Annotated in this window: 12 protein-coding genes; 6 read left to right on the forward strand and 6 right to left on the reverse strand. The window is 60.7% G+C overall.

Annotated elements, in window-relative coordinates; genetic code table 11:
* Nucleotides 1-34 precede the first annotated feature (34 nt).
* Genes ACIQWP_RS29060 through ACIQWP_RS29080 form a run of 5 tightly spaced genes read right to left on the reverse strand, consistent with a single transcriptional unit; the run spans nucleotide 35 to nucleotide 4,309 of the window.
* Entirely contained in the window at nucleotides 35-454 is a 420-nt protein-coding gene (locus ACIQWP_RS29060) for a DUF2177 family protein (RefSeq protein ID WP_402795188.1), read from the reverse strand.
* A gap of 32 nt (nucleotides 455-486) precedes the next feature.
* Nucleotides 487-849, reverse strand: a complete 363-nt coding sequence (locus ACIQWP_RS29065) for a DUF2147 domain-containing protein (protein ID WP_402795222.1) — start codon at nucleotides 847-849, stop codon at nucleotides 487-489.
* 37 nt (nucleotides 850-886) lie between these two features.
* Complete coding sequence (locus tag ACIQWP_RS29070; RefSeq protein ID WP_402795190.1) at nucleotides 887-2,119, reverse strand: class I SAM-dependent methyltransferase; 1,233 nt, start codon at nucleotides 2,117-2,119, stop codon at nucleotides 887-889.
* Nucleotides 2,106-2,939 (reverse strand): DUF1365 domain-containing protein, encoded by an 834-nt coding sequence (locus tag ACIQWP_RS29075; protein ID WP_402795192.1) that lies wholly within the window; start codon nucleotides 2,937-2,939, stop codon nucleotides 2,106-2,108. Before ACIQWP_RS29075 ends, ACIQWP_RS29070 begins: the two co-directional genes overlap by 14 nt.
* On the reverse strand, nucleotides 2,936-4,309 hold the full coding sequence (locus ACIQWP_RS29080; protein WP_402795195.1) for an NAD(P)/FAD-dependent oxidoreductase: 1,374 nt from the start codon (nucleotides 4,307-4,309) through the stop codon (nucleotides 2,936-2,938). The genes ACIQWP_RS29075 and ACIQWP_RS29080 overlap by 4 nt, the downstream gene beginning before the upstream one ends.
* Nucleotides 4,310-4,482: 173 nt before the next feature.
* On the opposite strand from ACIQWP_RS29080, the gene ACIQWP_RS29085 reads away from it, so the two are divergent.
* Genes ACIQWP_RS29085 through ACIQWP_RS29095 form a run of 3 tightly spaced genes read left to right on the forward strand, consistent with a single transcriptional unit; the run spans nucleotide 4,483 to nucleotide 6,832 of the window.
* The gene (locus ACIQWP_RS29085; protein ID WP_402795197.1) at nucleotides 4,483-5,283 is read left to right on the forward strand and encodes a DUF1295 domain-containing protein; all 801 of its coding nucleotides are present in this window, start codon (nucleotides 4,483-4,485) and stop codon (nucleotides 5,281-5,283) included.
* 2 nt (nucleotides 5,284-5,285) lie between these two features.
* Entirely contained in the window at nucleotides 5,286-6,314 is a 1,029-nt protein-coding gene (locus ACIQWP_RS29090) for an SAM-dependent methyltransferase (RefSeq protein WP_402795199.1), read from the forward strand.
* The gene (locus ACIQWP_RS29095; RefSeq protein ID WP_402795200.1) at nucleotides 6,311-6,832 is read left to right on the forward strand and encodes a hypothetical protein; all 522 of its coding nucleotides are present in this window, start codon (nucleotides 6,311-6,313) and stop codon (nucleotides 6,830-6,832) included. Before ACIQWP_RS29090 ends, ACIQWP_RS29095 begins: the two co-directional genes overlap by 4 nt.
* A gap of 27 nt (nucleotides 6,833-6,859) precedes the next feature.
* Here the strand turns inward: ACIQWP_RS29095 and ACIQWP_RS29100 are convergent, their stop codons facing one another.
* Entirely contained in the window at nucleotides 6,860-8,107 is a 1,248-nt protein-coding gene (locus ACIQWP_RS29100; RefSeq protein WP_402795202.1) for a LysR family transcriptional regulator, read from the reverse strand.
* Nucleotides 8,108-8,199: 92 nt separating this feature from the next.
* On the opposite strand from ACIQWP_RS29100, the gene ACIQWP_RS29105 reads away from it, so the two are divergent.
* Genes ACIQWP_RS29105 through ACIQWP_RS29115 form a run of 3 tightly spaced genes read left to right on the forward strand, consistent with a single transcriptional unit; the run spans nucleotide 8,200 to nucleotide 11,678 of the window.
* Complete coding sequence (locus tag ACIQWP_RS29105; RefSeq protein ID WP_402795205.1) at nucleotides 8,200-9,714, forward strand: aromatic amino acid ammonia-lyase; 1,515 nt, start codon at nucleotides 8,200-8,202, stop codon at nucleotides 9,712-9,714.
* A gap of 9 nt (nucleotides 9,715-9,723) precedes the next feature.
* The gene (locus tag ACIQWP_RS29110; protein ID WP_402795208.1) at nucleotides 9,724-11,097 is read left to right on the forward strand and encodes a UbiD family decarboxylase; all 1,374 of its coding nucleotides are present in this window, start codon (nucleotides 9,724-9,726) and stop codon (nucleotides 11,095-11,097) included.
* Between the two features lie 11 nt (nucleotides 11,098-11,108).
* Nucleotides 11,109-11,678: a UbiX family flavin prenyltransferase gene (locus ACIQWP_RS29115; protein ID WP_402795211.1), complete on the forward strand. Its 570-nt coding sequence runs from the start codon at nucleotides 11,109-11,111 to the stop codon at nucleotides 11,676-11,678.
* The last annotated feature ends 95 nt before the right edge of the window (nucleotides 11,679-11,773 follow it).

Raw genomic sequence — 11,773 nt, forward strand, 5'->3', positions numbered from 1 at the left:
CGGGCTGCGTCGCCCCATGCACGGGCGCGGCCTATCAGCTAGGTCCGACAGGCCCGAGCAGACGCTCGGTAATCCATTGGCCGCTCCCGGCGGCAATTCCAGAGAGGAAGGTGCCCCAAAGAAGGTCGGCTATAGTCAGAACGGTCGACCAATTTCTGAGCGTCGCCTGGTTGGTCAGATCATAGGTAGCATAGGCCGTAAAGCCGAGCATCGCGCCGCAGACGATCGCCGTCTGGGTTGATCCGGCTATCAGACCAGGCCGCACGGCAAGGGCTGTGAGGCCTAGAGCGTAGATCAGGTAGAACGCGATGGCGGGCGCCAGTCGAAAGCCACTTGCCAGCATGTCTCCGAGCAGCGGCCGATAAAGCCGGTCCGCCATGCTGCTCAGCCAGATGAAATCTATCGCGACGAACACGATCAAGGTGGTGAGGTAAGCGACAACATGGGTCTTCACCGCAATCTCCTTCGTAACACGCCGTCAGCCAATCATTGGGTCCGTATCCAATCGACACCCTTGCATATCAGCCCGGCAATCACACAACCCTTCGTTGCCATATGGTCGCCGGTCACCGTCACTGTGATCCTGTAGGTCAGATCGCGCTGAGGGTCGAAGGCGTTGCCGGTGTAGACACCATCTGCGCCAGCCTTGATCGTCATCACCAGCCTGTCGCCCGCCTTTTCTCTCGGCGTGCCTGGCTTTATCCAGGTATTCACCGCACAGATGTTGGCTCCGCAGGGCGCAATCCTGACTTTGGCGTTGCCGTCTCCGCGTGCCCATTGGCCCTCGATGTCGGCGGCTTGCGCGACCGTTCCGAATGTCATCAGCAGACACGCAAACGCGCCGGTCATCGGTCCCACAGGAAGGCCTCCCTTTAACGTCCCGCCCTCATGCGTGTTCGAGCGTATACAGTCCGACATCGATGCTCCCCTCCTCGAAGCCTGCTTCGCAATAGCAAAGGTAGTAGTGCCAGAGGCGCCGGAACCGCTCGTCAAAGCCGAGCGCGGCGATCGCCGGCCAATGGGCGTGAAAGCGCATGCGCCAGTCGGCGAGCGTCCGTGCATAAGATGTGCCGAAATGCTCTCTCGCTGTAAGCACGAAGCCAGCCTTCAAGGCTGCAGCCGACAAGGCTGAATCCGAGGGCAGGAAGCCGCCCGGGAAGATGTACTTCTGGATAAAATCCGAACCGCGGCGATAGGACTTGAAGCGTTCCTCTTCGATCGAGATGACCTGCAGCACGACCCGACCGCCAGGTCTTAGGCAGCGCCTGAGCGTTGCGAAATAACTCGACCAGTACGCTTCGCCAACCGCCTCGAACATCTCGATCGAGACAATGCGGTCGAATTGCCCGGTGAGGTCACGATAATCCTGAAGGCGCAGGTCGATCTGGTCCGATTTGCCGGCACCGGCGACTGCTTCCTTTGCCCAGGCGAGCTGCGAAGGTGACAAGGTGACACCCGTCACCTTCGCTTTTGCCCGGCCCGCCAGGAATACGGCAAGCGCTCCCCAGCCGCAGCCGATCTCCAGCACGCTTTCGCTGCCATCGAGATCGAGCCTTTCCAGAATGCGCCCAAGCTTCTTCTCCTGCGCGGCTTCCAATGTGCGCGTCGAATCGTCAAAAATCCCCGAGGAATAGAGCATCGAGGGATCAAGCCACTCCTTGTAGAACTCGTTGCCGAGATCATAATGCGCCTCGATATTGCGCCGGCTACCGTGCTTCGTATTCGCATTCAGCAAATGCTTCACGCGGTTGAAGAGGCGCATCAGCGGGCTCCCTTCGACCGTCGGCGCGAGCGCCTTGGTGTTTTTCGCGGCGAAACGGATGACCGCCGTCAGATCCGGTGTCGTCCAGTCCTCGTCGAGATAGCTTTCCGCAAAGCCGATATCCCCGGAGATGACAAGGCGGCGCAACATGCGCCAACGCCGCATCACGATCACAGCCTGCGGACCCGGCTCGACACCGTATTTTTCGATCACGGCGCCTGACGGCAATATGATCTTCAGATGGCCATGGCGAACGTTGCGCAACAATTTCAACAAAAGACGACCGGCAAGGCAAAGCCTGTCGGTGCTGTCGGACAGACGGAGTGAAGCGTGGGAAAAATCGTCAAACGGGCTCATGAACATCGACCTTCGAATGGGGTGTCTTCCCTTCAGCGGGTGATGGGCGGACGAACGTAATGGGTTCCTCCGGCGGAAGTGGATGGCCGCGCAAGCCAATGCCTTTCGACCAGATCTTCAGCGCTTCCCAATAGATGCCGCCGATCACGCGGAACGTCAGGAAGGGGATGGTGAAAAACGCTTTGAGCAACGCTCTATCCGTGAGGGCGGTACGATGCGCCAGATGCCTGGCAGTCAACACAGGTCCCTCGCGATCGAAGGTGTCGATCCGGATCGAAAGCATATCGGTCGGCGGGGAGACCCGGAATTGATAGCGAAGGTCCATATCCATGAAAGGCGACACATGAAAAGCCTTGTCGCATTGCTGGACAATCTCCGTAGCACCATCCGCTTCGACCGGGATCATATAACCGTGACGCTCGCCGAAGGTATTATCCACCTCCCACAAGATCGCTTTGAGAGATGCATCGGTCGCGTAGCAGAAGAAGACGCTGAGTGGATTGAAAGCCCAACCGAGCAGGCGCGGCATGGTGAGCAGCCGAATCGGCCCGCCATCCGGCTCGATGCCGGCTTTGCGCATGCATTGCTCAACCTGCTTCTTGAGGTCGGAACCGGAACCGTCGCCCCGATCCTTGCGATAAAACGAAAAGAGGTTGAACCGGTCGACCGAAAAAAGACGCAGTCGCCGATCGATTTCATCGAGCTCATCCAGATCGATCAGCAGTGAATAGATGCGATAACTGAGCCTGTGCTGTTTCGGCTTCGATCGCGCATGCGTTACCAATCCGGGAAAAAGCGCCGAGCGAAGTCCAGCCCTCATGCGCTTACCTCCACGTCATCAGGCAGCTCCACCGGCCTTGCAAACGGCTTTCGCACGATACGTCCGCTTTCCCGCGCCACCTGCCAAGGCCGGCGCAGGCCGCCGAGGTCTTCCGCAACCGCAAGCCCAGCCTGGAGGCCATCCTCATGGAAGCCCGATCCGAAATGAGCGCCACAGAACCAGGTGTTTCGCACGCCCTGGAGCGACCAGATCTCCTTCTGCGCCCGATCCGTATCGAGATCGAAGACCGGGTGTTCGTAGACCTCGCGGCAGACTACGGTTTCTTCCCGCGGCGCCCGCTGCGGATTGAGTGTCACGAAAGTCGGCGGCGCGTCGCCCAACGGCTGAAGCTTGTTCATCCAGTAGGTGATCGAAGGCTGGTTCGGCTCGCCCGGCCTTTCGGCTACATAGTTCCAGCTCGACCAGGCGGCCCGCCGCCTCGGCATCAACGAGATGTCACCATGCAGAACGGCCTCGTTGCGCGAATAGCGGAAGGCGCCGAGAATACGTTTTTCCTCGGTGCTGGCGTCGACCAGCATGCGCAGTGCCTGATCGGCATGGGTGGCGATGACGACATCGTCGAAGACATGCCTGCAGCCATGGGCATCCTCAAGCTCGATGCCCTGCAGCCCACGGCGCACGGCCTTCACCGGTGTCGACAACCGGATACGGTCGGCGAAACGACTGGTCATCCGCGTCACATATTTGCGGCTGCCGCCCTTCACCGTGCGCCAAACCGGTCGGTCCAAAAACTCAAGCAGGCCGTGATTGCAGCAGAACCGCACGAAATTTGCCGCCGGATAGGCGCCGACCTGCATGGCAGGCGTCGACCAGATCGCTGCCGCCATCGGATAGAGATGATCGTCACGGAAGGCGCGACCGTAACCGTTGCGTGAAAGATAGTCGTCGAGCGAAATGTCGGCCATGTCAGCCAGGTCCCGCGGTGCGTTGCGATAAAAACGCACGAGATCGCGCATCATCGACCAGAAGCGCGGACTGATGATATTGGACTTCTGGGCGAAGAGACCGAGACCGGTGCCGCCGGAATATTCGTAGGCACCGCCGTCGAGCGACACCGCAAAAGACATGTCGGAAGCCGCAGTCGGCACGTCGAGCGTCCGAAACAGCGCGGTCAGGTTGGGATAGGTGACCTCGTTGTAGACGATGAAGCCGGTATCAACGGCGATGATGCCCGCCGCGCCCTTGAACTCCACCGTATTGCTGTGACCGCCCAGCCGATCACTCGCTTCGAAAACGGTCACGTCGTGACGCTTCGACAGAAGCCACGCAGCCGAAAGCCCTGAAATACCGCTGCCGATCACCGCGATAGTCAGGCGCCGCCCGCCTCCGTTCCGATCGTAATGGCCCATCAAATCCTCTCTTCTCTCAATGCTCAGCTTTTGGCTCGCAAGACAGATACGGAAGGAGACGGTGGCTGGTTTCGCGCATAGCGAGATTTTTTCAAAATGAAGCGAAACCAGTTCAGGACGATGACCGTAAATAGGGCATCAGTGTGATGATGTGCATGAACGCGGGCGGAAGGATGGATTGGTTTCTTCTGGTTTTCATTGCGGTCGGTCTGTCGCTGGCCATGGCCGCATCCTGGGTGGTGCAGCGCATGACCGGCCGCAGCGGCTGGATCGATACCATCTGGTCCCTCGCCGTCGGCATTGGCGGTATTGCGGCAGCCTTCTTCGCCAACGGCGCGTTCGGGCGTCGTATGACGGTCCTTGTCATTGTCGCTGTCTGGGCGCTGCGGCTCGGCTGGCATATAGGCAAAAGGACCAAAGGCGCCGGCGAAGATCCACGCTATGCCAAACTCATCAAGGTCTGGGGCGACAGCGCCGGCCGGCGGCTGTTCTTCTTCCTTCAGGTTCAGGCTTTGGCGGCTTTCATTTTGGTATTCGCCGTCTATCTCGCAGCAACGAACGACGAGGCCTATCCTGGCGGGCGGGATTTTCTTGCAATGTTGATCGCGGCGGCGGCACTTGTCGGCGAGACGATATCGGACGGGCAGCTCTCCCGTTTCCGTAAGACGCCGCAAGCAAAGACCGAAGTCTGCGAAGTAGGCCTGTGGCGATATTCCCGCCATCCCAACTACTTTTTCGAATGGCTCTTCTGGTGCTGTTGGCCCGTATTTGCCGCCTCGACATCGATGTCGGGCCTGTTATCGCTCCTCGCGCCGGCGCTGATGTACTGGTTGCTCGCGCATGTCTCAGGCATCCCACCGCTGGAAGAACACATGCTGCACTCGCGGGGCGACAAGTTCCGTGCCCTGCAACGACGCGTCAATGCCTTCTTCCCCGGCCCCCGCAAACGCGAATCCCGCCCTTCAGGAGAATAATCATGAACATGCTGGCCTTTGCCATCAATACCGCCGAACGTGTACCGCTCCCCGACGGCATGACGCTTGCCGGCATCGATTTCCTTTGCGGACGCACAAGACGTCGATTGGCCGCAACTCCGCAAGCTGCCGAACATGCCTTTGTCGAGACGATGGATCGCTTTCCGATAGCAATCCATACCGACGAGGCCAATCGGCAGCATTACGAGGTGCCGGCGAAGTTCTTCAGCCTGGTTCTCGGGCCGCAGCGGAAATACTCCTGCTGCCTCTATCCGAGCACAGACACGACGCTGGCGGAAGCCGAGGTCCATGCCCTTGCCGAAACGGTCAAACATGCGGGGATCGAAGACGGCATGAGCGTTCTGGAGCTCGGTTGCGGTTGGGGCTCGCTGTCGCTTTATCTCGCACAGCAGTTCCCGAACTCGCGTATTACCTCCGTGTCCAATTCCACCTCTCAACGCGCATACATTCGCAACATCGCGGCCCGGCGCGGCCTCACCAATCTGACCGTCGTCACCGCAGACATGAATGATTTCGAGACCGGCGAACGTTTTGATCATGTGGTCTCGGTTGAGATGTTCGAGCACATGTCGAATTGGCGCACATTGCTGGAGCGCGTTCACAGCTGGATGAAACCCGATGGCAGGCTATTCCTGCATGTGTTCACCCACAGGGATCGCTCCTATAGATTCGATCGCGACGATCCGGCCGATTGGATTGCACATCATTTCTTCACCGGCGGCATCATGCCAGCCCACGATCTGACGCGCCGTTTCGCCGATCTGTTTTCGGTCGAACGGGAATGGCGGTGGTCCGGCCAGCACTACCGGCGCACCGCCCTCGACTGGCTCGCGAACTTCGACCGCGAGATCGATCGCATCCAGCCGCTCTTCGACAAGGTCTATGGATGGGATAGCGCGCTTTGGCAGCGACGCTGGCGGCTCTTCTTTCTGGCGACGGCAGGCCTGTTCGGACATGACAAGGGCGATGTCTGGGGTGTCGGCCACTATCTGCTAAGGCCCGCCGGATGACGAGGCAGCCGCTGGATCAGCGGACCCAGGCTACCGTGACGATCGCCTGGGTCATTATCGCCAACAAGCCCTTCTACCCGCTCTATGTGTGGTGGCTTATCGGCAGCGGTGTCCGGACGTCCACCGCAACGCTTGCCTCTATTCCATTCCTCCTCGTGATCCCCTTGGTCGCGGGGCGATCCTCTTTCTTCGCCCGGTTCGCTCTCCCGCTCTTCGGCACGCTCGACACTGTCTTCGAAACCATCATATTCGGAAAAGCGTCCGGGACCCTCCTGTTCCTCGCACCCTGCATGGCACTGGTGCTGGTGTCCCTTTATGGGCGTGAGAAATGGTGGCAGCGGGGTCTTGCCTGCTTCATCCTCGCCTGCTTCGTCGTCTCCTGGAAGACAATGGGAGATCCGCTCTTTCCCTGGGACTCCGATCAGCTTACGGCCTTGTTGAACATCAATGCCTTCGCGGTCGCGAGCCTCATGACGTTCATCGCAATACGCTATGCGGGCGCGACAGCTGACACTTGATCCGGCAATTCTTGCTCTCGAACGGCGCTAAGCCGACCGCGCCAGGGAATCGGCAAGCTGCATTGCAATCCTTCTTGCCGCCTGTGTCCGTCGCCACACCAGATGAAACCATACCTGCGGATTTCCCGGCAACCGGGCGATGCTGATTTCGCGCACTGACGACGGCACCGTATCCATGGGAAGGATCGACAAATAGCCATGATCGCTGACGAGCCGGATAATGATCGACAGCGCGTCGACCTCGACCAGCGACGAGACATCCCCGTTCCCGCTGTTATCCATCAGCGACCCCAGTGCCTCGCTGATCTGTTGCCGCAATCCACTTCGCATACTGGGGACAGCCATCAAATTATCGGCAATCATGGACTCGAGCGGGACGGCTGCGGCCATGACTTCAGATGGCGCGACCAGCACCAGTTCCGCGGCGAAAATCTCCAGACTTTCGAACTGCTTGTGCCGGGTAGCAATATCGAGGAGCACGACATCGAAGCGTCCGGACTTCAGCCCTTCCAGCAGATCTTCCGCCGTCGTGCTGCTGACAAGAAGATCCGGTCGAGCGTCGTCCTCCCGCCATTGGGCGACCAGCCTTGCCAACCGCGCGGCAAGGCGGCCTTCGTGACTGATCGGGATGATCGTGCCGAGCTTGACTGTCCTGCTTTCTTGAGCGAACCGCATCTTGGCGGGGGCTGTCAGTTCTGCGACCTGGGCGACCAGGGCAAGCCCTGCCTCGTTCAGGGCTGCCCCTTGCGCCGTTGGCATGCAGCCTTCGCTGGCCCTCACCAGCAGGGGGCAGCCTAGCACCGTTTCCAGATGCAGCATTTGGCGCGACAGGTTCGGCTGGCCTATCCCCAGCAGACGCGCCGCCCGCCGGACACTGCCGGCGCGGACGACATGGTTAAAATGGGAGAGCGAGCCAATGGAGATCGTGCTGCCGGCCGCCCAGATCAGCACTTCGTTGCCACCGACGGTGACTTTTGGCTCTGCAATTTCGGCAATGGCCCCGAGCTTCTCGACGAAGGTTGCCATCGACCGTCCAAAGGTCTCGCCGGCCAATGTAAAGGACAGCACCCCATCGATGCGTAGGGCCAATTTCAGCACAAGCGCTGCCTCGAACCGCTCGAAAGCCGCAGCGACAGTTGAGACCGGACGCCGGAGCAAGCGGGCGGCGCCGCGAACGGAGCCCTCCTGCATAACCGCAAGCGTCATAGCCAGGGTGGCAATATTCATCCGGTTCGCGTCCCATAGCGATGCCGACGTGGCGATGTCGTCGCGCATCCAGTGTCCATATTTTAGCATATCGCCCGGATCGGACATCCGCAATAAAGTTACCCGGCAAGATCGGGAACAGTGGGAAGACGGGGAGCACAATGCCGTTGAATGATACGACACCGTCCACGGTTACTCTTGGCGACACGCCGCTGACACTGCAGGCGGTCGAAGCGATCGCGAGACAGCGCGTAACTGTCGATCTCTCACAACAGGGACGCGCGACGGTCGCCGCGGCGCGCGCCATTGTCGACAGGCTGGTCGAGAGCGGCACACCCGCTTACGGGATTACGACCGGAGTCGGCAGCCAGAAGGACTTCGGCATCAGCACCGAAGCCATTGCTCGCTACAACAATCTGATGATCACGGCCCATGCGACGCTTGCGCCTGGACGCGATGCGCCGCCAGAGGTCGTCCGTGCCGCGCTTGCGATCCAGCTTTCGCTGTTTGCGCGCGGGCGCTCCGGCGTCCGCCTCGAATTGGTCGAAAGCCTGCTTGCGCGGCTGCAGACCGACGATCTTCCCGGCGCGCGGCTTGGATCGTCCGTCGGTGCATCGGATATCGTGGCGATGAGCCAGCTTGCAGCGCCGCTGATCGGCAATGCGGCGATCGGGAACGGCGGCGCAGGTCCCTCGCCTGTCGGAAGCCTCGCAGCCAAGGAGGCCGTATCGCTGCTCAATTCCAACAGCCTGATGCTGGCGGAAGCCAGCCTTGCGATCATGGAGGTAAGAGCGCTTCTCGATGCGGCGACAGCCGCAGGCGCGATGTCGATGGAAGGCTTTCGCGGCAATGTTCAATCATGGGGCGCCCGAGTGGATGCCGCACGCGGACAGGCCGGCCAGACCCGTGTCGGCGTCGCCCTGCGCGCGCGGCTTGCCAAGAGCCGGCTGTGGCAAGCCGGTGAGGCCCGCTTCCTGCAGGACCCCCTCAGTTTCCGCTGCATCCCGCAGATCCACGGCGCGGCCGAGGCCGCTTTCGATTTCGCGACCGGCATATTTGAAAGCGAGCTGTCGGCGGCTTGCGACAATCCGCTCATCGACACCGCCTCCGGCGATTTCATCTCACATGGTAACATGGAAACGACGGCCTGCGCGCTTGCCATGGACACGTTGCGTCAGGCACTCGCCAAGGTGATCGAGGCGTCAGGTCAGCGTATCCATAAGATACAGTGGCCGGGGTTCACCGGATTGCCGACCAGCCTTGCCGTCGAGCCGGGCGCAATCGGCGGCGTCCAGTTCCTCAATTTCGGTCACATAGCCGGCGCGAATGTCGGCGCGGTTCGGCAAGCGGCCCATCCCGCAATGCTGAACTATTCCGGCCAGCTCGACGATGGTGTCGAGGATGTCGCCGGCAATGCGCCGCAATCCGTTGCGGAAACGGTGCGGATGCTGGTGCCGGCCTGGAATGTGGTTGCCATCGAGATGGCCTGCGCGGTCTGGGCGATCCATCGGCGCGCCCTGCCGATCCACACGCTCGGCGACGGCGTGCGGCCGCTGGTCGAGCAGATCCTGCCCATGCTTCCGATCGGGACCGAGGGCCAGCAGGTCTTCGATCTCTCGCCGATCGTCAATGTGGTGAAATCTGCCTTCGGCATCAGCCGATCGGTTTTCGACTAGGAGATGGCAATGTCCCACCCTTCATTCGATCAGAGTTTCCGCGCGGCCCTGGAATATCTGAAGGCAGCCGGCCAATTACACCGGGTCGAGCGCCCCGTCGACACCCGCTTCGAAATCGGCGCCGTCCTCGCATTACGGGATCGTGGCCCGGCTCAATTGTTTTCCAATGTTATGGGCCACACCATGCCGGTCGTCGGCAACATCATGAACTCCAGGGAAAGGGTCGCGGCACTTCTCGGCGTCGAAAAGGCGGATCTCCAACAGATGGTCCTGAAGGCGCTCGCCTCGCCGATCTCTCCGGTGATGGTTGAAAATGCTCCCTTGCACGAAGTCGTGCATAAAGATCTCTTCGATCTTGCCCACCTTTTGCCCGTTCCGACCTGGTTCGAGCACGAAAGCGGAGCCTATATCACCGCCGGCGTTATTGTCGCCAAGGACCCGGAAACCGGGCGCCGCAATGTCTCCATCGCACGGCTGCGGCTCGACGGCGGCGGGCGCATCATGGTCGGGATCGCCAAGAATCATCATCTCAATCTTCTGGCGGAAAAGGCCAGGGGGCTGGGGCGGAAGCTGCCGATCGCCGTCGCCATCGGCAATCATCCCGCGGTGCTGCTCGGTTCACAGATGTACCTCGGCCTCGGTGACGACGAATACGATGTCGTTGGCGGGATGCTCGGCGAACCGCTGCAGCTGACGCGCTGCCTGACGGTGCCTCTGGAAATTCCCGCCGGCGCGGAAATCGTCCTCGAGGGAGAGATTGATGCTGGCGATCTGATCGAGGAAGGCTCGGTCTCGGAGTTCCACGGCTTTTACGTCAGTTACGGCCCGGGGACAGGCGGCCGGATCACCTGCGTTACCCACCGCAGCGATGCCGTCTATCAAGCGATCCTGCCGGGCTATGCTTCGGAGCACTGCCTGCTTGGAGCTATCGCTATCGAGGCAGTCTGCTGTCAGGCGCTGAAGCGGGTCATCCCTGCAGTCCGCCGGGTTCTGGTGACGGATGGCGGCATGGGACGGCTGCATGCGATCATCGTCATGCACCGGCCACGTCTCGGCGAGGGCAAGCGAGCGATCATCCTCGCAATGGGACAGATCAATCTCCTGAAGCACGTCATCGTCGTCGAAGACGATATCGATCCGGAAGATCCCGCTCAGGTGGAATGGTCGCTTGCCGCGCGGTTCCGGGGCGACGAGGATCTGGTCGTCCTGCCGGGCATGAAGGCCGATCGCTGCGACCCTGTCCATGAAAACCTGACAATTACCAAGATCGGCATGGTTGCCTGCACCCGACCTGGCGACGGCGAACGCGGGACCTTGTCGGAATTCTGCCGGCCGCCCGAAGACGTGATGCGCAAGGTGCGCGCGCATATTGAAGACTATTGAGGACAGATCACATGGCCGGCCCCAAACGCATCATCGTCGCCATCACCGGGGCCTCCGGCTTCGACTACGGAATCCGAATCCTCGAAATGTTGCGCTCCGAATCCATCGAGACGCATCTGGTCATTTCCCGCGCAGCCATGACCGCCATGTCGCATGAAACCGACATGACCGTCGCAAAAGTCAAGCAACTGGCCGACCACTGCCACGACAATCGCGATATCGGTGCGCCGATTGCGAGCGGCTCCTTCCGCACGGCCGGCATGATCGTTGCCCCCTGCTCTGCCAAAAGCCTGGCGGAGATAGCCATGGGAACCGGCGGCAATCTTGTCACCCGCGCCGCCGACGTCGTGTTGAAGGAGCGCCGTCGGCTTGTCGTGCTGTTTCGCGAGACGCCGCTGCATCTTGGCCATTGCCACAATATGCTCCGGCTCACCGAGATGGGTGGTATCGTCATGCCGCCGGTGCCGGCTTTCTATCCGAAACCGCAGACCATCGAAGATATCGTCTCCTATACGGCTGCCCGCGTCCTCGACCTGTTCGATCTCGACGTTACCGCCACCGGACGATGGAAGGGTGGATAGGGCGATGTCACGTTGTCTGCAGCTTAACGGTTGGCGGATAACTAGGCGAGGATGAGCTCGCCGACGATCAGTTACAAGAACCACCGCTTTCCGCC

This window comes from Rhizobium sp. NPDC090279 (assembly GCF_044769665.1).
Lineage (GTDB): Bacteria > Pseudomonadota > Alphaproteobacteria > Rhizobiales > Rhizobiaceae > Rhizobium.

Excerpts from the sequence above, each read along its gene's own strand:
- ACIQWP_RS29065 (WP_402795222.1), bottom strand. The coding sequence starts at position 849 with ATGACCGGCGCGTTTGCGTGTCTGCTGATGACATTCGGAACGGTCGCG.
- ACIQWP_RS29090 (WP_402795199.1), top strand. The coding sequence starts at position 5,286 with ATGAACATGCTGGCCTTTGCCATCAATACCGCCGAACGTGTACCGCTC.
- ACIQWP_RS29085 (WP_402795197.1), top strand. The coding sequence starts at position 4,483 with ATGGATTGGTTTCTTCTGGTTTTCATTGCGGTCGGTCTGTCGCTGGCC.
- ACIQWP_RS29110 (WP_402795208.1), top strand. The coding sequence starts at position 9,724 with ATGTCCCACCCTTCATTCGATCAGAGTTTCCGCGCGGCCCTGGAATAT.
- ACIQWP_RS29075 (WP_402795192.1), bottom strand. The coding sequence starts at position 2,939 with ATGAGGGCTGGACTTCGCTCGGCGCTTTTTCCCGGATTGGTAACGCAT.
- ACIQWP_RS29080 (WP_402795195.1), bottom strand. The coding sequence starts at position 4,309 with ATGGGCCATTACGATCGGAACGGAGGCGGGCGGCGCCTGACTATCGCG.
- ACIQWP_RS29070 (WP_402795190.1), bottom strand. The coding sequence starts at position 2,119 with ATGAGCCCGTTTGACGATTTTTCCCACGCTTCACTCCGTCTGTCCGAC.
- ACIQWP_RS29095 (WP_402795200.1), top strand. The coding sequence starts at position 6,311 with ATGACGAGGCAGCCGCTGGATCAGCGGACCCAGGCTACCGTGACGATC.
- ACIQWP_RS29115 (WP_402795211.1), top strand. The coding sequence starts at position 11,109 with ATGGCCGGCCCCAAACGCATCATCGTCGCCATCACCGGGGCCTCCGGC.
- ACIQWP_RS29100 (WP_402795202.1), bottom strand. The coding sequence starts at position 8,107 with ATGCGCGACGACATCGCCACGTCGGCATCGCTATGGGACGCGAACCGG.
- ACIQWP_RS29105 (WP_402795205.1), top strand. The coding sequence starts at position 8,200 with ATGCCGTTGAATGATACGACACCGTCCACGGTTACTCTTGGCGACACG.